The organism is Nostoc sp. C96 (genome assembly GCF_059384975.1).
This window is the reverse complement of sequence record NZ_CM182020.1, coordinates 5,337,217-5,357,583: the sequence shown is the minus strand read 5'-3', so window position 1 is coordinate 5,357,583 and position 20,367 is coordinate 5,337,217. Positions and strand designations below refer to the sequence as shown.

Genomic DNA, 20,367 nt, shown 5'->3' with positions numbered 1-20,367 from the left:
TCACGGTCTACAGACACTATCTAACTCGAAACGAATTGCCCTGAGACATGGTTCTGTGAAGTTCCACGCCCTGGAAGTCAACCTACCTTGAGATAAAGCCACTCCCGAAATCTTGGAACTTCTCACTGCACGACCATTTCAGAGTTAGCTGGCGTTTTTTGCTCCTTCACTTAACCAAACTGATAAAGTACGCCTGATAAGGGGGTTTTACCTACTCAGTGATTACGCTAAGGGTTTTTGAGAGGCTGGCTTTAGGATTACTCTCCACACCGCCCAAAAGCGCTAGGTAGGAAAAACCACAGGTGTTTGATTGTCTAGCTTGAAGGTGCTTTTACGCCATCAGACTCTGATTTTTAACTAGGAGAAACTGCCGATAAACCTAACTTTCCCATCTGTAGAATCGGTAACAATTAGGCCAGCAGTCATACAAGCAGTGAGGGCGAACCTTATCTCCATTATTGTAGATTTAGAGCGTACTTCTAAGAAATAATTCTAAATAGAGAATTAGGTAAATAGTATAGCATTGAAGGTGAGATCACCTACTTAATAGGGACAGTAGTCAATAATTTCGCCACAAAAATAGCTACTGCCGCAATTACAACACACAAACACAGCAAAAACGTCACCTTGCAGTTTAAGATACCAGAAAAATTGGCGCTCAAGTGCTGTGGCAGTTTTAGTAGGCGATCGCATTTATTGGGGTGATCAATAAATCTGCTAAAAACTTAAATTTAATTAAATTTTTCTCTGCCGACAAAGGAATTTGGGACTTAAAATTAAAATATTTCCATAGATTCACTGTGGACAAACTCGGTTATCTCCCACTACAGTTACAAATTTCTCAAACTTGGGCGATGGACACAAAGTTAAGACTTACCTATGAACACGAAAAATCAAGGGTTGGGACAAGGTGTAAAAGTATAGAGGTGTAGGTTTCCCAAACCCTTACACTCCTAAACCCAGTTTTGACAGATAATTTTTAGGCGTAAGTCTTGATTATAGATATTTAGCAGACATTAGATTATTGGTGGCAGTATTATGTTGGCTCAATTTCAGAGCTTGTATCCCAACGGCAGTTTAATTTCCGAATTAGTAGACATTTTTCAAGGCAAATATATTGTGAGAGCTAGTGTCCAAATTGACGGTGTAATCCGTGCTACTGGTTTGGCAGCAGCAGATACAGTAGAAGCCGCAGAAGACCAAGCACGGAATAGAGCGCTAATGGTTTTAGGTGTGACAAGTTCGGGACAAACTCAGGCTGAATCATCTCCCAAAGCAACAATTCCTGTACAACCAACTCCTGTTATTAACACAACAGTAAATGTACATGAATCTACTTATTCATCTCCGAAAGATCGAGATTTGGAATTAACTACTAGCACAACAGCAATATCTCCAGCATCTTCTAGTAGTGAAAATCTCGAACCAGATTTATTTGCCGCAAACCGACTAAGTACTGATACTTATACTCCAGATTTGAGTCCTAGCTTACCTTTGACGACTAGTCGAGAACCTGCATTTATTCCCCCGCCAGATAATTTAGAAATCGAAGTTCCCCATCAGCCAGAAACGCCAACTTTTTCGGGGATAAATGCAAGTAATGTCACACCATTTACACCCCGCAATTATAATTCTTCGGAAACTACCACTACTCCAACAGGAACTAGTAAGAGAAAAAAGAAAGCGGAAGCAGTTGATTTATCTGATGTGATTGCTAAAACCGATGTTGAACTGCAACGTTTAGGCTGGACACCAGAACAGGGAAGGGAACATCTGATTAAAACCTACAATAAGCGAGGGCGTACTTTATTAACAGAAGACGAATTGTACAGTTTTTTACAATATCTACAATCTCAACCTGATCCGATTGCGGGGTTTTAATTAGTTATTTGTCATTAGTCATTAGTCCTTTGTCATTGGTAAGGACTAATGACTAATAGCCACTAAAAAATTAAGAAAGTTATGAAACCAGTAAATTTATCTGATGTGATTGCCAAAACAGATGTTGAACTTCAACGTTTAGGCTGGACACCGGAAACAGGAAGAGATTATCTCATTAAAACTTATGGCAAGAGAGGGCGGACTTTACTAACCGAATTAGAATTACTGGATTTTCTGAGATACTTATAAGCTCAACCTACACCATCATCACGAGAAGATTTTTTTATTCAAGTTATAGCTAAAACTGATCAAGAAATGCAGCGATTAGATGTGAGTGTAGAGTGGGGAAGAGATTATCTCATGAAAACATATAGTAAGCGATCGCGAGTTTTATTAACCGAAGAAGAATTATTAGAATTTCTCAATTATCTTGAATCGCAACCCACAGCGATAGATGAATCTAAATAAATTAGTAGGGTGAGAATTATAATTCCCACCCTACAACTAATGACTAATGACCAATGACCAATGACTAAACAACAGCCATTGGACGGCTACCCGCAGAGTGACGGTCAATAACTTGGTCAATCAAACCGTATTCTCTGGCTTCATCGGGTGACATGAAAAAGTCGCGTTCGGTGTCTTCGGCGATGCGCTCAATTGGCTGACCTGTGTGGTCAGCGAGAAAGTCGTTGAGTCGCTTCTTGTGATACAAAATTTCCCGCGCTTGAATTTCAATGTCAGTAGCTTGACCTTGTGCGCCGCCTAAAGGTTGGTGAATCATAATGCGGGAATGGGGTAGACTCATCCGCTTACCTTTAGCACCCGCGCTGAGGAGAAAAGCTCCCATACTTGCTGCTAATCCGGTACAAATGGTACAGACATCTGGGCGGATATGCTTCATAGTGTCAAAAATACCCATACCAGCAGTTACCGAACCGCCTGGGGAATTGATGTACATATAAATGTCTTTTTCTGGGTCTTCTGCATCCAAGAACAGCATTTGGGCAACTATTAAGTTAGCTAAGTTGCTGTCAATCTGTTGTCCCAAGAAGATGATCCGCTCACGCAACAGTCGTGAGTAGATATCAAAGGCGCGTTCACCTCGACCCGATTGTTCAATAACGATAGGAATCATGCAGCGTTCTTATAGCTAATTTACATCTATTTTATCGATGACAACCCGCTAATGGCTGTCATCACCTACAAGAGAGCTAATTTTCTCTGATATTTGGCAGATGTAAATCATAACCCAGGCACTTTCTATAAGAAAAAGCGTCTTGAGAATATGACTTCCGTTGTACCAGAGAGGATCAACTACAAAATATCTAGCGATCGCTCTGACAAGGAAAATGCCATACGAATATCTATAAACTGGTATTTTGTCAAGGTTTATTTACTAATTTTTCAGGCAATTTTCCAGAAAATCCCGGCAAATTAGGAAATGTATGAGTACGGGGTGTATTTAGAAAAACGGATTTTACTTGCAGTGCTATCACTTGAGGGAGACCTGCCATGCTCGAAAAACTTGTGCAAGCCGCCATCATTACTTTCTTGCTCCATCTGATAGCAGGAATTAATTACAATACCAAAATTCAAGCCAGCGTTAAACCACCTACATCAGAAATATCTACAACAATTATCAGTTTTCTGTGGCGCTCTTTGCCCTAATACAACAAGGCAATAGAAAAAAATGGTTTTTGATTAGCTCTTCGACTCTTCTCACACGCTTTACTAACCTGACTGTTGAAAACCTGTGGTGTAAGTTTTATTTTTTTATGTAAGGAGTAGTTCTACTCTCGCTTTCAGAATGTAGACTGGGCAAAGAAGGCAACTATCCTCACACAACAAGATCATGACTAATCGCCTTGCCCAAGCTAAGAGTCTCTACCTGCGTAAACATGCCGAAAACCCGATTGATTGGTGGCCTTGGTGTGATGAAGCGCTGGCGACTGCAAAGGCAGAAAATAAGCCTATCTTTCTGTCGATTGGTTACTCCAGTTGCCACTGGTGTACTGTGATGGAAGGTGAGGCTTTTTCTGATGCTGCGATCGCAGATTACATGAATACCAATTTTCTGCCTATCAAGGTAGACAGAGAAGAAAGGCCAGACATCGACAGCATTTATATGCAGGCGTTGCAAATGATGAGTGATCAAGGTGGTTGGCCTTTAAATACCTTTCTTTCTCCTGAAGATTTAGTTCCTTTTTACGCTGGGACTTATTTTCCGGTCGATCCCCGCTATGGTCGTCCTGGCTTTTTACAAGTTTTACAAGCTCTGCGACGTTACTATGACACCGAAAAAGAGGACTTGCGCCAACGCAAAGCTGTAATTTTAGACTCGCTGCTCACCTCTGCGGTATTGCAAAATAGCGATCCCCAGGAAGTTCAAGAACATGAATTACTGGGCAAAGGTTGGGAAACTAGCACGGGGATCATTACTTCTAATCAATACGGTAATAGTTTTCCGATGATGCCTTACGCAGAATTAGCACTGCGGGGAACTCGGTTTAATTTGCCATCTCGGTATGATGGTAAGCAAACTTGCACTCAGCGAGGACTAGATTTAGCGTTGGGTGGGATTTATGATCATGTGGGTGGAGGCTTTCATCGCTATACAGTTGATCCCACTTGGACAGTGCCTCACTTTGAAAAGATGCTTTATGACAATGGGCAAATTGTCGAGTATCTGGCAAATTTATGGAGTGCGGGTATTCAAGAGCCAGCTTTTGCTAGGGCGATCGCGGGAACTGTAAAATGGCTACAACGAGAAATGATTGCCCCGGAAGGATATTTTTACGCGGCTCAGGATGCAGATAGTTTCATTAGTGCGGAAGCAGCAGAGCCAGAAGAAGGCGCTTTTTATGTGTGGAGTTACAGCGAACTAGAACAGCTGTTAACACCAGAAGAATTGACGCAATTACAACAAGAATTTACAGTTAGTCCTCAAGGCAACTTTGAAGGGCTGAATGTTCTGCAAAGACGCAATGTAGGACAATTGAGTGCAGAACTAGAAACGGCATTAGCTAAATTATTTACGGCTCGTTATGGTAACACACCAGAATCATTAAAAACCTTTCCGCCAGCACGGAACAACCAAGAAGCCAAAACCCATAATTGGCCGGGGCGCATTCCCTCGGTGACGGATACAAAAATGATTGTGGCTTGGAATAGCTTGATGATTTCTGGTTTAGCTAGATCATATAGTGTATTCCAAGAACCTTTGTATTTGGAATTAGCAGTACAAGCAGCTAACTTTATTCTGGAGCATCAGTTTGTTGACGGACGTTTCCACCGACTCAATTATCAAGGTGAAGCAACAGTGTTAGCGCAGTCTGAAGACTACGCCTCTTTTATTAAAGCGTTGCTGGATTTACAAGCTTGTAGCCCAGAGAATAAACAATGGTTAGAAAAAGCGATCGCAATCCAAGAAGAATTCGACGAATTTCTCTGGAGTGTAGAATTAGGAGGATATTTCAATACATCTAGCGATGCGAGTCAAGATTTAATTATCCGCGAACGCAGCTATGCAGATAATGCTACACCTTCAGCTAACGGAGTGGCGATCGCAAATCTTGTCCGATTGTCTCTGCTCACCGATAATCTGCATTATCTTGATTTAGCCGAGCAAGGTTTAAAAGCTTTTAGAAGTATCATGAGTAGCGCTCCCCAAGCTTGTCCTAGTTTATTTACAGCTTTAGATTGGTATCGCAACTCTACCTTAATTCGCAGCACCACCGAGCAAATTAAATCTCTGATTCCGCAATATTTACCTGTGGCGGCATTCAGTATAGTGTCAAATTTACCAGAGGGAAGCATTGCTTTAGTTTGCCAAGGTTTAAAATGTCTTGCACCCGCGACAAGTATTGAGCAGATGTTTCAGCAAGTGCAACAAAGTCAAAATAGAGGATGAGAGAAAGTATGAAGTATGAAGTCTGAAGTATGAAATTTTATTCTTTAGTATTCTACGTTTTGACCCATGACCAATGACAAATAACTCAGCACTCACAGCCATTGTGTTGGCTGGCGGTAAAAGTTCGCGTATGGGACAGGATAAAGCTTTGCTGACTGTTGAAGGGGAGCCTTTGTTGCAGCGAGTTTGTCATGTCGCGGCGGCTTGTGCTGATAGTGTTTATATTGTCACTCCCTGGCCAAAAAGCTATCAACACTTATATTTACCTCGTTGTCAGTTTATTCAAGAAGCGCCATTAAATCAAGGGGCGTTGCTTGGGTTTGCTCAAGGACTCGCACAAGTGCAAACTGATTGGGTGCTGTTACTTGCTTGCGATTTACCGAAGTTGCAGGTTGAAGTTTTGCAAGGATGGGCGGTGGAATTAGATCATGTGAGCGAAGATGCGATCGCCGCCTTGGCGCATCATACTAAAGGCTGGGAACCTCTGTGTGGTTTCTATCACCGTCGATGTTTGCCGCAACTACTAGATTTTATCAACCAAGGCGGGCGATCGTTTCAACAATGGCTTCAGCAACATTCGGTACAAGTTTTAGCTGTGCCTGATACTAATATGCTACTTAACTGCAACACTCCCGAAGATTGGGCTTCACTCTAGTAAAAACAACATTTCAGCCAGCTATTAATTCTGTATTTATCAATTTTTATAACAAGTAAAAATTTTTACTAGAAATTTTTTACAAAAACAAACAAATGTTATTTAATTAACAATAGTTTTGCAACGGACTAATGTATATTATGTAAAGCTTTTCTCAATAAACCTTGTATACTTAATGGCGGGTAGCGTAGCTATGAATTCTTGGGGGAATTTTTACTATTGTCTACACTCGCCTTTTTTCTAAGCAACTTTTATAGTTACTATAGGTTTATTGTTATATGTATTATCGTTGGATATTATCAGTATTAGCAATTCTCATAAGTATATTTTTAATGGCTTGTAGTACTACTACAACTCAACAGCCACAATCACAAACACCTGCTATTACAGCAACATCTAATAATCAACAAATAGCTAAAAGAGTAGTTAGTCTTTCATCACTAGCGACAGATATTATTTATCAACTCGATAAGACTAAGCTAGTGGGTATCGCTGGAAATTCATTATTTAAAAATGACCCTGGTTTTCAGGATATTCCTCGCGTTAGTGAAGGTCAAACTCCTCCTAATTTAGAAAAAATTGTGGCTCTAAAACCAGATTTAGTCATTGGTATCGAGGGTTTTTCTACCCAAGTAATTCAAAGATTGCAAGAATTGAAAATTCCTACTTTATTGACTCAACTCAAAACATGGGATTCCTTAGAAAATCTGACTCAAAAAATTAGTGATTTAATTGGTGCAAACCCCGAAGCTTTATTAACTCGCTACAAAAGTTTTTTACTAGAGAAACAAGACCAAAATATTTCTACTTTAGTGTTAGTGAGTAATCAACCAATTCTCACACCAAATAAAAGCAGTTGGGCGGGAAACTTGTTAGAAAAATTTCAACTCAAGAATGTCGCCGCAGAATTACAAGGTAAAAGTCCTTTTGGTGGTTATGTCACTTTATCAGCCGAGAAAGTTTTAGAAGTTAATCCAGACACCATAATTGTCATTAACCCTCCTCAAGCAACATCTAACAAAGAGATTTTAGAATCTTTTAGTAAAGAACCTTTTTGGCAAAAACTCAAAGCAACACAAAAGAACAGAGTTTATATTTTTGACTATTATGGATTAATTAATCCCGGCAGTATCAATGCAATTGAAAAGACTTGCCAGCAGCTTAAAAAAGATTTATTTACAGCAAATTAGTCTAAAATGAATAATCTTGTTAGTACATACTGGTTAAGCTATCGAGAAAAGATTAACAATAGGTTTCCTGAATATTACAAGTATCTCAACCCACCAGCAAGTGAAGATGAAATTTTACATTTGCAAACGGTGCTTGGTTATGAAATTCCAGCAGAGATGAAAACTTTATATCGACTCAATAATGGAGAGTCAACAGAAGGACAGGGCATTTTTTATGGCTTACAATTTCTCTCGCTGTCTGAAGTGGAACGAAATTGGTTATGTTGGAAAGAAATCATTGAAGATGGTTTAGAAGATTTAAATGATTTCTGCACATCTTATCCAGAAAGAGTTATCCAAAGCATATATGCACATGAAAAATGGATACCTTTCATGCACGATGGGGGAGGAAATCACATCGGTATTGATTTAGCACCTGATGTTAATGGATGTATTGGGCAAATTATCAACTTTGGAAGAGATGAAGATGAAAAATGTGTGTTGGCTCCTAATTTGGGAGAATTGTTGAAATTGCTAGATACAAAATTGGAGGAGAATATTCAAGTAATTTATGGATTGAACGATGATGGGATAGAAATGTTTGCACTTGATAACACACATTTATCAGATGCTTTAAAAACTATTGTTAAAAGTAAGTATGTGTAGAGAATATTTTTATAGCAGTTCCCATATTAGTTGGGTAAACTAAGGAAGAATTAACTACAGATAAATAGTAGGGTGGGTATGACTATATCCACCCTACTATAGATTTACTTATCAGTTTATTTCTGGAAAAGAGAAACAGTTTTATTAGGTTTTGGAACTTCGCCGCCTAAACTGCGGAAATATAAACCGCCAACAGTTAGCAAAAATATAACGTATCCTACAGCTTGTACAATATAGAGATTTTCTCTATAGCCAAATAAAGATTTAAAAATGATCCCTGGGAATTGGTCATCAGGCAAAATATTAGAAGTATTCCACACTATCGGCCCTAATATGCAAGAGTGGACTTTAGTAAAGTGTTCATAGTAAAAACACAGGCTTTCGGTCGCGCGACTGCTGAGGGCTAAGTTAGCGACAGCATCATCAAAATGTTTTAATGCAGAAACAACTAACCCCGCAACAATCAGCACTAATAAAACGCCCATAACTTGAAAGAATTGGCGGATGTTGATTTTCACACCTAATTTAAATAACAATACGCCAATTGTGGCTGCTACTAATAAACCGCCAAGAGCGCCAATTGTGGGAATTAAACCTTGCTGAAAGTTAGCCGCAATGAACAACACGGTTTCAAAACCTTCGCGGACTACTGCTATTAAAATTAAAGTAAAAACGCCCCAACCAGCATTGCCATTTTGTGTGAGTGCTTCTGTAACAGCGCCTTCTACTTGGGCTTTCATGAATCTGGCTTGTTTCGTCATCCAGATTAGCATCCAACTGAGCATGGCGATCGCCAGCACACTAAACACACCTTCTAGTCCTGGTTCGACTACAGATGTATATTGCGGATTTATTTTTCCTAGTGCTTGAATGACAATACTAAATAGCACACCTATCAATGCGCTGACAGCAATACCAACGCCGACACCAGCATACACCCAAGAATTAAGTCGAGATTGTTTGGCTTTTTTTAATAAAGCCAACACTATACCCACAACTAAGGCGGCTTCTACTCCTTCTCGGAGTGTAATTACAAAAGTAGGTAAGGCAGTACTAAAATTCATTTTTCTTAGTCCAGAGTCAATAGTCTAAAGTCAATAGTCTAAAGTCAATAGTCTAAAGTCAATAGTTGAAAGTCTATATTTTTGACCATTGACAATTGACCATTGACTTAATGACTATTAGCTAAAATCTCGCAGCATTTTTTTCAATTCGAGATTATGTAGTTCTTCTTGTCCAATCATGCCACGGGCAAATTCTTCTAAATAGACACTAGCATTGCTGACAGTATCTAGGAGAGTTTTGTACAATTCCAATGCTTTCTTTTCATGAGATAAGCTTTCTGCCAAAATGTCTTTGACGGAATGCTTATAAGTTTCTTCCATTGGGGCAATTCTCAGGGTAGGATGGCCATCTAAGCCTGTGAGAATTTCCCCAACTTGTTGAGCATGAAGTAAAGATTCACTGGCTTGTGCTTTAAAAAAACCCACAATAGGAATACGATTAGGGCCTGTCACCATCAAGGAATAATGTGTATAACGTACTACTCCTGCTAACTCAAATTCCATGATGGTATTGAGGAGTTCAATAGTCTTTGTTTGGTCAAGTTCTTGCATCAGTTGTTAAGTTCAGCAATATACAAATTGAGCCTGATGAGTAATAAATTAGGTATGAATCACTTGAAGAGGACTTCAGAAGCGAGAATTCAGAATCAATAAATAGCACATCATTTATACTGAATTCTCTTCTGATAACTTTTTCGTGTTTCACATCTAATTATTTGCTCATAGCTCACTCATTTTAAGCTTTTGACTCTCTACTTTTCTGTTAGTTTAGAGTCTATCGTTGTGCCTGTGTACTTGATTTATCAATAACTTTTTGAGAATTTTGCTCAATGGTTTTGATTAACTGGGTTACTTCAACAGGTGTTTTAACTGGTTTAGCAGGTGGAATGGCGCTAGGCCATACTTTGGTGAGTTCACTAAGACTAGCTTCAATGGCTTTGTGTGCGTCGGGACTATCTTGTGCTACTTGGCTAGAAATACCCTTGTATAACTCGTTGGCATAAAGGACGAAGCCACGAGAGTCTTGATATTCAATGGCTGCGGCTATTTTAGCATCAGCGATCGCTGCCCCATACTCGGAATTCGCTGAATCTAACAATTCATTAATTACTTGCAGTACAAATCCCGGTTTTGTACGTTGCGCTTCTGGTAAAACTGCGATCGCGCCATCTACAGACTGCACAGAAGCGGTAAAATCAGTTTTAACTTTGGCGTTCTTAGGATTAGATTTCACTAAATCTTGCAAACCTACCAAAGTTGTCTTAAATTCTTTCACTTTGCGTTCATTTAATTGGTCTTCTACATCAACGTAGATTTCCTCAACTGGGTGTCCAATATGCGGTTCTGCTTGTTTTGGTAAATTCTTATCTAACAGTTCTTGTGCTACTAAAAGATGTCCTTTCATCAAGCCTAACTTTGTCATGTAATCAACATCTTTGGGTTCACCTGTGAGAACAACTTCTTGAACAGTTACTTGATCTTTAATTTGGTCGAACTGTTCTTGAGTAATGACTTTTTTGTTAACTAAATCTTCGGGACTTGCATAGGGACGGCTGGCCTGAATTTTGTTCGATAAAGCTGGTACACCTAATTTTGCTTCAAATTTATCTAATTCTGACAATATCGCCGTATTTATATTAATTTTGTCCTTGCTACCATGACCGCTGTGAGTTGTGGTTTCTGTGACTTGGGCTGTGGATGTTGAGTTAGTATCTGGTGTAGATGGCTTTTCTGCGGTTGGGGTGTTGTTACAAGCACTCAAGCTGACAATTGCAGCAGTTGCAATGGTTAAACAAAAGTATTTAAATTTTTTCATGTTTTTAACAGTTGGTATGACTCAGTGTCGTAGATTTGGCTATGCTCATTTTGCAGGTAATGCGATACTTTTGCAACTACTCATGAAATTTTTGAATTTATTTTAATATTTTTTTCAATATATTTGAGATGTAAAGCTATTAACATTACTGTTTATGCCTCATTTAACGTAGATTTACTGGCTTCATGAAGCTAAAAATTTTTTGGCTAAGTTTGAGAAGCCTTATCAGTAATTACTTCAAATTGACCCATACAACCGTTTTCTGCGATCGCATCTTGATGCGGATGAAACATATACTTACCTGGATAGCGGAAAGCAAATTCTAAAATATGCCGTTCTGCTATACCCATTGTGATCACATCAGTTTTCTCAGTGGGAGTCATAGTCATTCCGCTGCGATAAACATCAAAGAAGTTGGCGTGTAAGTGAAAAGTCACAGCTGTATCGTATTCAATGATGTTGAGAACATACAAGCGAACCAATTGATTTTGATATATCGGGATGGGATTATCCATGAAGTAATGCGGTAATCCGTTAAAAGCGTAATACTCATTGTGGCTGTCGTCATTTACGTCATATCCAGCCATCACTAATACAATCTCATCCGCTGGGGGACGGGGTGTGGGAGGGTCGATAATAAACATCCCATACAACCCTTTAGCAATATGGCGGGTGACAGGTTCAATATGACAGTGATACAGATGAACACCATAAGGTTCTGCATCAAATTCATAGATTGTGGCGCTACCATTGCTGACGGGACGAATCCCATCCATCTCTGCGGGATGAACACCATGAAAATGTAGAGAATGAGAATGTCCCGCATTATTGAGAAATAGTATCCGTACGCGTTCGCCTTGCTTTGCTCGTAGCGTTGGCCCTGGTATACGACCGTTTAAATCCCAAACGTTATAAGAAACAGCACTGTTGAGTTGAATGACAGAAGTCCCCGCCGTTAGTTGGAATTCTCGGACAGTCCGGCCATTTTCCTGTTTAACTACTCCATAATCAAAATTTCGTAGCATCTGCATAGGTTTAACAGCTTGGTTTGTTGCTGCTATTTCCAATGGCGGAACTTTGACTATCGATTTACTGTGTGCATTCAGAGTATGCCAAAGTGCAGCTGTACCTGCAAATCCAGCACCCCATATTCCTAGTTTCAGTAGTTGACGACGGCTGAAGAGTTGCTCTTTACCCAGAACGAAGTTGTTGGGCATCACCTTAAAAATCAAAAATTAGCACAAAAAAAGTTGCAAATATTTTGCAACTATCATTTTAGATAATATAATAAGTAAGAATTATTGTCAATAATTTCTAAAAAATCTATCACATCTATTGCTACTAGGAAATATAACAAGCGATCGCTTGTTTATCGAACCAGAGAGAACAAGAGTGATATTTTATGCGATCGTTTGTTTTTTACAATAACAGAAATTACTTAGCTTGATTATTTTAAGTATCATATCGTACCTAATAAAGAACTTCATCCCTTTATTCAGCAACACCAATCAATTTACTTTACTGGGTTACAAATCAAATATTAAATAGTGAATACAAAATGTCAGGTAAGTATCAAACCTGCGGTTGATTTCACCCATTGTTTATATTGTCAAACTGGCAGTGTACAACTTGACCAAAGATCAATAAAAGGGTGAAGGTATGATTTCATCTGGTGTAATTATTGGGACAATAACTTTTCTCATAGGCTTTGGTAGTTTTTTCATTACCCCCCGTGATGTAAAGTGGTTTGCCCATTTAATCCGCCCACAATGGCTAGTTTTTGAACCGCTGATTCCCTTTATTTGGACTGCAATTTTTATTTGCGGTGCAATTTCTGCTAACATCGTTTGGCAGCAAAACCCTGGAAGCCTTGTTACTTGGTTGCTGATGGGTTTATACCTGTTTGTAGAAATTATCACCATTGCTTACATCCCGCTGATGTTGAGATTACGCAGCCTGAAGGTTGGCGAAACTCTTGGGTTGCTTGGGATGATTTCAGCAATAGTTTTGGCTTTAGCGGTTTTGCCAATTTCGCTACTAGCAACTGTATTATTAATTCCTTATCTGGTTTGGAGTCCAATTGGCACACTTACCACAGATGAATTAAAACAACTTAATCCTGAAGATGCGTAATACAATTTTGGATTGAGAGTTAGTGCCTGTGGGTATGTGCAATTTATCGATTGCAATCATTTTTGCAATTGCTATGATTCCTATCCTTATAAAATTCGACCATAACGGGCTGTAAAATTATTAGCTGGATTCCCTTGATTGTTTAGCCAAGCCCACATTTGATCACCGAAACAAAAATGCCACCACTCTCTAGGGTTACGTTGAAAGCCAGCTTTTAACATGACATCATTTAATAGCTGACGGTGGGCATGATATTGTTTGGCATCTGGATGGTGATGATTGGCATAATAATCGGGATGCGATCGCTCTGACAATTCATCTATAGGCGAACCCATATTCACTACTTGGCCTGCATCATCAACTAACGTCACATCCACCGCAGCCCCTGTACTATGAGGCGGTGGCGTTTTTTCATTCATACTAGGTACAGCCCAAATTTGGTACACAACTTCCCAAATTTCTTGACGTTGATTTGGTGATAATTCTGCTTCTATCAGTCCCCTCTCTGTTAATGCTGTCGCAAAGCTGTAATCTACCATAAACTGCTGTACAGTCACCGGGCGATAGCCGTCAAAAATTTGAATCCGCCAATGAGGACGCAGTAACTCTAAGTAATTTTGGGCTTGAATTAAATTTTCCACAACACTTTGGCGGAGATAATAAGGCGAATATTCCCCATAAATAGCGCCCAGTTTTGCATAAGGATGGGGAGACTCTACCGCAAACAGTTGCAAAGGAATCTCTACCAGAGTTTCACCGCATTCAACAATAGAGATATGGTGATAAGGTCTCATACCAATTTTGGATTTTAGATTTAAGATTTTGGTTGACTTTCCAGAATCTTAAATCATACTATTTATTCCAATTTGGTGAGGACATTAATAACCATAAGGATTTCCCTGTACTCCACCTGTAGTCTGTCCTGGAACTGAAGTATTTGATGGTAGTTGAATACCTCTAAAATAGCGATTGTTTTGATAACTTGCTGGCGCAGCCGGTGTCACAACGTATGCAGAGGAATTGGGCGCAGAGTAAGATGTAGTGTTAGTTGGCACAGATGAACTAACAGGTTGTGTTGTATTTATTGATGGTAATTGATTGGTCAACGGCTGGACAGTATTTACACCGTTATAATAGTTTGTTGGTTGGCTGGTTACACTGGGCTGGGTATAACCAGTACTGCTATTGAAACTGGTATTAGGCAGATAATTCTGACTACTAGTAGGTAAACCTTGAGGAACCGAGTTAGAGGTAGTTTTACCAAAATTATTGTTGTAATTTGTAGTCGTGCTATTGATGTTAGATAAATTTTGGGGAACTCCGGGATATGAAGTTTGCCCAAAAGTATTGTTAGGAGTGGAAGTCGCACTATTGATGTTAGATGGTGATACTTGGGTAGCCGAGGGTGCAAGTATCGTGGGTGAAGAGTTAATTGAGTTGTATGGATTATTTGGAGTCTGATTTATGCCAATTTGTGTAGCATAAGGGTTTGCGGCTGAACCTGGTGGTTGAGATGACGAATTTAGTAACTGGCTGCTATTTTGTGCGCCAAACTGCAATAGATTTTCGGTTTGGGCGACAAAAGGATTTTTACCGTCAGATACAGATGTACCATCACTGAATCCTAAACTAGGATTTAATTTAGTCTCTTTAGCAGATTTTTGTTTATTAATTACATCTTGTAAGAAATCCTTACCCTTTTTCGATTTAGAGTTATCTGTAGGGGAACTCACGATTGTAGGGTTAGTTGCTTTTTCAGCATCATTATACAGAACTGGTAAGTTATCAATATCTGCTGCGATCGCTTTATCTTCTGCTGACAGTGAAGAGTTATCAGCTTTCTGGGTTTTGACTTCGCTGTTTTGTTTGCTGGTAAACGCGTTTGGGTTAGACCAATATTCTCTAATTACTAGCCCTAACACTGATAAAAAAATTGCTGTTCCCCAAAAAGCCGGCTTGCTAAAATTCCATAACCTGGCTTTGAGATAACGTAGGTAAGCGGGTGGATAATGACGATTTGACATGGCTGAGTCTCAGATTTTACTGGCAAATGGTATACCTGGGTGCAAACTTACAGCAAATACAAATTGGGTAGTGCTGTGATCATCCTAGCCTGATCACGGATAAATAATGAAGACTCAAGTATAAAATTTCATACTTTACACTACGCACTTCATACTTCTACAAAATGATTCTGCCTATATTTTAAGCTTCGGTCACTTTCGATAACATCATGAACTGAAATCTGCACTAATTTATTGTTATGGCTGGGTAATTTTCCAAAAGAAGGGGTTAGGGAGTAGGGAGTAGAAAGTCGAAAGTAGGGAGTAGTGAATAGATGACAAGGAAATGAGTAATAACTATAAAACCACCGCAAGAATCGTCATTTCTTCTACTCCTACACCCTTACACCCTAATACCCCTACACCTGTCAGCCTCCCTTGACCCCCTGCTATTTACCAGGAGACTACAGCAATGATGAAAGCTGAAGATATCATGACCAAGGATGTGATTACCATTCGCGGGTCAGCAACTGTCGCTGAAGCAGTTCGCCTGATGAAAGACAAAAACTTGCGTGCTTTGGTTGTGGATCGTCGCTATGACAATGATGCCTATGGTATGGTCAGCGAAACAGATATTGTTTATAAGGTAATAGCTTACGGTAAAGACCCCAAGCTCGTGCGGGTTTATGAAATTATGAGTAAACCCTGCATTGTCGTCAATCCTGAATTAAGTGTGGAATATGTAGCGCGGTTATTTGCCAATACTGGTATTCGCAGAGCGCCAGTCATTCAAAGTAAATTGTTAGGCATTATCTCGATTACCGATATTTTAACTAAGAGTAATTTTGTAGAAGCCCCAACAACACTGAGGCTAGAGGAAAAAATTCAAAAAGCGGTTGAAGCAGCCCGTGCCATTTGTACTCAGTATGGCGCTTATTCTAAAGCCTGTGCGGCTGCTTGGGATGAAGTGGAAGAACTACAAGCAGAAGCCGCCCATCAAAAAGCGGAAGGTATGGTTTCGGCTAAAGGTTCTTTTGAAGAATACTGTCGGGAAAATCCCAATGCGCCAGAATGCCGGAATTATAAACCTTAGAAGTAAAAAGTGAGCCACTGCGATGGACGGGTTTCCCGGCATAAAGCAAGTGGTGTTAGCGCAGCGTTAGCGACGCAGGAGCGTCACCCGAAGGGTAAAAAGTAAAAAGGCAAAATTATATTTTCTTTTTACTTTTACCTTTTACCTTTTGCCTTTAAATTTCCTACTCTTCACTGTTGAGGATTTTAGGAACTTTGAAATATTCGCGTTCTTCTTCAGGCGCACTGTTGAGGATAGCGTCTCGGTCAGGATAAGGTTTTAACTCATCCTCTCGCGTCACATTGCTGACATCAATCGCTCGTGTAGTTGGTAGCACATCACTAACATCTAACTCACCCAGCTGTTCCACATAATTCAAAATACTTCCTAGCTGAGTAGTGAATTGCTCTTCTTCTGCTGGTGTCAAGTCTAACCGAGCGAGAAGAGCTACTTTATGAACTTGTTCACGGTCAATCATGGTTTAGTCAAAAGTCAAAAGTCAAAAGTCAAAAGTCAAAAGTCAAAAGTCAAAAGTTTTTGCTGATCACATGATTAACAATTGACTATTGACCATTGACTAAAAGAATACGTCAATTTGCATCCGCCCAGTGGTTTTCAGCCAGTTTTGAGCTTCAATATAGTTATTGGGAGCCATACGAATGGCTCTAATCCAATAATCTGCGGCTTGGTCAAATAGGGCTTCACCACCGTCATGATCTCCAGCTTCTTTAGCTTTTTCGCCTTGGTAATGATAAATTACGGCGATGTTATTCAAGGCTTGGGGTATGCGTGGGTTGATTTCAATTGCTTTGTGATAAAGTTCTAAAGCTTTATCATGATCGCCGTTACTGGCGTAAATTAGCCCCATGTTATAGAAAATATAACTGCGATCGTTGGAGTCTTCTTCTAGTGTTAGGGCTTCTTCATAATATTCTAAAGCTTCGGCATATTCCCCTTCAGCTTGTGCCGACATACCATCTCGGTAATAAACAAATGCTTCTTTAGCTTTTCTGTTAGTTGGCAGAATCTTGAGAATGATATCCGCCATTACAGTAAAAGATTTGTCAATAAAGTTATCGTTTTTCTGTGTTCTTGGCATAACTGCCTCTATGGTTGTACAGCTACTAACTCAAAAGATGCTTTTGGGAATTGATTAACCCCAGACAAATACTTCTGATATTAATTCTGGCTTGGGTGCCATCAGCACTCAATAGTTAATTTAACTGATTTGGGGGGGTATTCTCTTCACCAAGGGGGATAATACATTCTGGACTGTTGTGCTGGGGCTTATTGACCAAATTGCTTACTGGGTAAGCTGTCATTGCTTCAGCGGGATAGGGATCTAGTAGTGGCTGAAGTTTTTCTGGTGTTTGTACTTGCGTATCTAGCCACAAATCGTAATCTTCTGGAGCCAAAATGACTGGCATCCTGTCATGGATGGGTGTTAGCAATTCGTTAGCTGTTGTTGTCACAATGGTGCAAGAGGCAATTTCTTCTCCTTCAGGTGAGTGCCACATCTCCCATAATCCCGCAAAAGCAAAGGGTTGGCTATCTTGCAGGCGAAAATAATAGGGCTGTTTTTTACCTTGTTGCTTTTGCCACTCATAAAAGCCATCAGCTATTACCAAACAACGTCGGCGCTTAAAAGCTGCGCGAAAAGCTGGTTTTTCTGCCACTGTTTCGGCTCTGGCGTTAATTAGCTTTACTCCCATTTTTGCATCTTTTGCCCAGCCCGGAATCAAACCCCAACGTAACTGTTGAAATTCATCTTGTTTACTGGTGGGGTTATGTAGCACTGTTGGCACCATTTGTGTAGGTGCAATGTTATATTGAGCCGCTAAATCTGGAATTTGTTGGAGATGGAAAGCCTTGCTGAGAGCATCGGCTGACTGATTTAAAGTAAATCTTCCACACATATTTTTAATTTACCCCTGGGAATTAAATTAAACATTGAAAGCTTGATAAATTCTAGAAATAATCAATAATTTGTTTTTTATTTTTTCAGATAAATCTAGTTTTCATGAAGATGTTTAAAAGGGGAATAATTATCCTGTTCAAGTCGAAACATTTTGTAAGATATTGTATTTTAGAGCCTCATTTCTCTTAATACTCTTCATCATTTTTTTGGCATGGAAACGCTACGTTTGTACGATTTTTTACCCTCTGGTAATGGTTATAAGATACGTCTTTTATTATCACAAATGGGTATTCCCTATGAAAGAATCGAGGTGAATATCTTGAAGGGAGAAAGTCGGACACCTGAATTCTTAAGTAAGAATCCTAATGGCAAGATACCCGTTTTGGAAGTTGAACCAGGGAAATACTTAACAGAATCAAATGCCATATTGGCTTATCTCAGTGAATACACAGAATTTTTACCTTACGATCGCTTTTTAAAAGCACAGGTTTTGCAATGGTTATTTTTTGAACAATATAGCCATGAACCGTATATTGCCACATCAAGATTTTGGATTTCCATTTTAGGCAAAGCTGAAGAATATCAGGCTGCTTTAGCACAAAAGCAAGAACCGGGTTATGCAGCATTAAGTGTGATGGAAAATCATCTGCAATCTCATCTGTATTTTGTTGGCGATCGCTATACTATTGCTGATATTGCTTTATTCGCTTATACCCATGTAGCCGATGAAGGTGGTTTTGATTTATCCAGATTTCCAGCTATTCAAAGATGGATCGGACGCGTTAAAGCTCAACCTCGATATATCAGCATTACACATGAGCCAATGCCTCAAGAAGCTGAATTTTGCTAAATAAATGTTTATTTTAGAGATTATTTATTAAGTAAATCTTGAAAATGGACAATCCTAAATTCAGAATTATTCAGTTGTACTCAAGTTTTGAGTTGGCAAAAACTTGTCGGAAAGCCTGTTAGGTATTGGTCGCGGACGCATAGTTTTGGCATCTACCCACACCCATAATGCTTCAGCCGTGACTAATAAATCATCTTCGTTATGTTTACGAATTTCGTAGCGTCGAAAAGCACGGGTACCACGCATTTCTTTTAACCAGGTGGTAACTTCTAGAGTATCACCAGCTACTGCTGGCCGGAGATAGTCAATTTCTACCCGTCGCATCACAAATACACCACCCAACTCTCGGTAAACCTCCAAAGTTGCACCGAGATGTTCTGAGTGTTCAATAGCCGCCTGTTCTAAATAGTTTTGATAGACGGCATTATTCACATGTCCCAAAGCATCCATTTCATAGTGCCGGACACGGAGTAAAGTCTTGAATAATTGCATGAAAATAATTGGATGTAAGTGGGGTTAAAAGAAAATGGCAATTTGGATTATAGGGAAAATTACTGATACATTATTGATGCAACTCTCTTAATTTACGATTTTATTGAAGGTATAGAACCAGAATCGTTATGAAATCTCTACACCGTCCCGATTTATATGGCTGGTCTACTTTCAATCCTGCAAGAAATATTGATTTCAATGGGATTGCCTGGATTCGTCCAGATGGCAATATCTTGATTGACCCAGTAGCTCTATCAAACCACGACTGGAATCACCTGGAATCGCTCGGTGGTGTGGATTGGATTATACTGACAAACTCTGAACATATTCGGGCTGCAAAAGAAATTGCGCTGCAAACTTATGCTAAAGTGGCAGGCCCAGCAGCAGAAAAAGAGTATTTCCCCATAACGTGCGATCGCTGGTTGTCTGATGGTGATGAGTTTGTCCCTGGGTTAAAGACGATGGAACTCCAAGGTTCCAAAACTCCCGGCGAACTAGCACTGTTGCTCGAAGATACTACCTTAATTACAGGGGATTTAATCCGAGCGCATAAAGCGGGGACTTTAACTATTTTGGCAAAAGAAAAATTACTTGATCCACAAGCGGCGATCGCTTCTGTACACAGGCTGGCACAATTGAGTAATGTGGAAACAGTCTTAGTGGGAGATGGCTGGTCGGTGTTTCGAGATGGACACCTGCGTTTAAAAGAATTAGCAGCCACATTATGATATGTCG

Annotated in this window: 22 protein-coding genes and 1 pseudogene; 12 read left to right on the top strand and 11 right to left on the bottom strand. The window is 39.6% G+C overall.

Translation table 11 applies throughout. The features are described from left to right. Positions 1-1,038 precede the first annotated feature (1,038 nt). The 3 genes and pseudogenes from AC504W_RS22950 to AC504W_RS22940 all read left to right on the top strand — a co-directional run bounded on the left by AC504W_RS22950 (position 1,039) and on the right by AC504W_RS22940 (position 2,349). Positions 1,039-1,881 carry a slr1353 family protein gene (locus tag AC504W_RS22950; RefSeq protein ID WP_494874519.1) on the top strand — a complete coding sequence of 281 codons (843 nt, stop codon included), beginning with the start codon at positions 1,039-1,041 and terminating at the stop codon, positions 1,879-1,881. Between the two features lie 66 nt (positions 1,882-1,947). Next, positions 1,948-2,130: pseudogene (locus AC504W_RS22945) on the top strand (slr1353 family protein); the annotation flags it as partial. A gap of 66 nt (positions 2,131-2,196) precedes the next feature. Beyond that, positions 2,197-2,349 carry a hypothetical protein gene (locus AC504W_RS22940; protein WP_494874518.1) on the top strand — a complete coding sequence of 51 codons (153 nt, stop codon included), beginning with the start codon at positions 2,197-2,199 and terminating at the stop codon, positions 2,347-2,349. A gap of 64 nt (positions 2,350-2,413) precedes the next feature. On the opposite strand, the gene clpP is transcribed toward AC504W_RS22940, so the two are convergent. Beyond that, positions 2,414-3,019, bottom strand: a complete 606-nt coding sequence (gene clpP, locus AC504W_RS22935; RefSeq protein WP_494874517.1) for an ATP-dependent Clp endopeptidase proteolytic subunit ClpP — start codon at positions 3,017-3,019, stop codon at positions 2,414-2,416. Positions 3,020-3,396: 377 nt separating this feature from the next. Here clpP and AC504W_RS22930 point away from each other — a divergent pair, with 377 nt between their 5' ends. From AC504W_RS22930 to AC504W_RS22910, 5 genes are all read left to right on the top strand, one after another. After that, complete coding sequence (locus AC504W_RS22930) at positions 3,397-3,552, top strand: QAALIT motif small membrane protein (protein WP_187308035.1); 156 nt, start codon at positions 3,397-3,399, stop codon at positions 3,550-3,552. Between the two features lie 184 nt (positions 3,553-3,736). Then, positions 3,737-5,794 carry a thioredoxin domain-containing protein gene (locus AC504W_RS22925; RefSeq protein ID WP_494874516.1) on the top strand — a complete coding sequence of 686 codons (2,058 nt, stop codon included), beginning with the start codon at positions 3,737-3,739 and terminating at the stop codon, positions 5,792-5,794. A gap of 73 nt (positions 5,795-5,867) precedes the next feature. Then, a complete protein-coding gene (locus tag AC504W_RS22920; RefSeq protein ID WP_494874515.1) occupies positions 5,868-6,449 on the top strand; it encodes a molybdenum cofactor guanylyltransferase in 582 nt (193 codons plus the stop codon). Between the two features lie 278 nt (positions 6,450-6,727). Further along, positions 6,728-7,639 (top strand): ABC transporter substrate-binding protein, encoded by a 912-nt coding sequence (locus tag AC504W_RS22915; RefSeq protein ID WP_494874514.1) that lies wholly within the window; start codon positions 6,728-6,730, stop codon positions 7,637-7,639. 6 nt (positions 7,640-7,645) lie between these two features. Further along, on the top strand, positions 7,646-8,284 hold the full coding sequence (locus AC504W_RS22910; protein ID WP_494874513.1) for an SMI1/KNR4 family protein: 639 nt from the start codon (positions 7,646-7,648) through the stop codon (positions 8,282-8,284). A gap of 116 nt (positions 8,285-8,400) precedes the next feature. On the opposite strand, the gene AC504W_RS22905 is transcribed toward AC504W_RS22910, so the two are convergent. From AC504W_RS22905 to AC504W_RS22890, 4 genes are all read right to left on the bottom strand, one after another. After that, a complete protein-coding gene (locus tag AC504W_RS22905) occupies positions 8,401-9,348 on the bottom strand; it encodes an FTR1 family iron permease (protein WP_494874512.1) in 948 nt (315 codons plus the stop codon). A 117-nt stretch (positions 9,349-9,465) separates the two neighbouring features. Further along, entirely contained in the window at positions 9,466-9,900 is a 435-nt protein-coding gene (locus AC504W_RS22900) for a ferritin-like domain-containing protein (protein ID WP_096580276.1), read from the bottom strand. A gap of 223 nt (positions 9,901-10,123) precedes the next feature. Beyond that, on the bottom strand, positions 10,124-11,164 hold the full coding sequence (locus AC504W_RS22895; protein ID WP_494874511.1) for a ComEA family DNA-binding protein: 1,041 nt from the start codon (positions 11,162-11,164) through the stop codon (positions 10,124-10,126). Positions 11,165-11,370: 206 nt separating this feature from the next. Next, complete coding sequence (locus AC504W_RS22890) at positions 11,371-12,381, bottom strand: multicopper oxidase domain-containing protein (protein WP_494874509.1); 1,011 nt, start codon at positions 12,379-12,381, stop codon at positions 11,371-11,373. Positions 12,382-12,823: 442 nt separating this feature from the next. Here AC504W_RS22890 and AC504W_RS22885 point away from each other — a divergent pair, with 442 nt between their 5' ends. Further along, complete coding sequence (locus AC504W_RS22885) at positions 12,824-13,297, top strand: TspO/MBR family protein (RefSeq protein WP_494874508.1); 474 nt, start codon at positions 12,824-12,826, stop codon at positions 13,295-13,297. An 86-nt stretch (positions 13,298-13,383) separates the two neighbouring features. Here AC504W_RS22885 and AC504W_RS22880 read toward each other — a convergent pair whose 3' ends face one another. Both AC504W_RS22880 and AC504W_RS22875 read right to left on the bottom strand, forming a co-directional pair. Further along, the gene (locus AC504W_RS22880) at positions 13,384-14,091 is read right to left on the bottom strand and encodes a M15 family metallopeptidase (protein WP_494874507.1); all 708 of its coding nucleotides are present in this window, start codon (positions 14,089-14,091) and stop codon (positions 13,384-13,386) included. Positions 14,092-14,175: 84 nt separating this feature from the next. Further along, a complete protein-coding gene (locus tag AC504W_RS22875) occupies positions 14,176-15,321 on the bottom strand; it encodes a hypothetical protein (RefSeq protein WP_494874506.1) in 1,146 nt (381 codons plus the stop codon). 451 nt (positions 15,322-15,772) lie between these two features. Between AC504W_RS22875 and AC504W_RS22870 the strand changes: the two genes are divergently transcribed. Next, positions 15,773-16,393: a CP12 domain-containing protein gene (locus tag AC504W_RS22870; RefSeq protein ID WP_494874505.1), complete on the top strand. Its 621-nt coding sequence runs from the start codon at positions 15,773-15,775 to the stop codon at positions 16,391-16,393. A 163-nt stretch (positions 16,394-16,556) separates the two neighbouring features. Here AC504W_RS22870 and gatC read toward each other — a convergent pair whose 3' ends face one another. The 3 genes from gatC to AC504W_RS22855 all read right to left on the bottom strand — a co-directional run bounded on the left by gatC (position 16,557) and on the right by AC504W_RS22855 (position 18,288). After that, the gene (gatC, locus tag AC504W_RS22865) at positions 16,557-16,850 is read right to left on the bottom strand and encodes an Asp-tRNA(Asn)/Glu-tRNA(Gln) amidotransferase subunit GatC (RefSeq protein WP_096580259.1); all 294 of its coding nucleotides are present in this window, start codon (positions 16,848-16,850) and stop codon (positions 16,557-16,559) included. Positions 16,851-16,949: 99 nt separating this feature from the next. Continuing rightward, on the bottom strand, positions 16,950-17,471 hold the full coding sequence (locus AC504W_RS22860; RefSeq protein ID WP_096580257.1) for a photosystem I assembly protein Ycf3: 522 nt from the start codon (positions 17,469-17,471) through the stop codon (positions 16,950-16,952). Between the two features lie 115 nt (positions 17,472-17,586). Continuing rightward, complete coding sequence (locus tag AC504W_RS22855) at positions 17,587-18,288, bottom strand: SOS response-associated peptidase (protein WP_494874504.1); 702 nt, start codon at positions 18,286-18,288, stop codon at positions 17,587-17,589. Between the two features lie 213 nt (positions 18,289-18,501). Between AC504W_RS22855 and AC504W_RS22850 the strand changes: the two genes are divergently transcribed. Continuing rightward, positions 18,502-19,140 carry a glutathione S-transferase family protein gene (locus AC504W_RS22850; RefSeq protein WP_494874503.1) on the top strand — a complete coding sequence of 213 codons (639 nt, stop codon included), beginning with the start codon at positions 18,502-18,504 and terminating at the stop codon, positions 19,138-19,140. Between the two features lie 66 nt (positions 19,141-19,206). Here the strand turns inward: AC504W_RS22850 and AC504W_RS22845 are convergent, their stop codons facing one another. Then, on the bottom strand, positions 19,207-19,632 hold the full coding sequence (locus tag AC504W_RS22845) for an acyl-CoA thioesterase (RefSeq protein WP_494874502.1): 426 nt from the start codon (positions 19,630-19,632) through the stop codon (positions 19,207-19,209). Between the two features lie 128 nt (positions 19,633-19,760). Here AC504W_RS22845 and AC504W_RS22840 point away from each other — a divergent pair, with 128 nt between their 5' ends. Continuing rightward, entirely contained in the window at positions 19,761-20,360 is a 600-nt protein-coding gene (locus AC504W_RS22840; RefSeq protein ID WP_096580249.1) for an MBL fold metallo-hydrolase, read from the top strand. Positions 20,361-20,367: the final 7 nt, after the last annotated feature.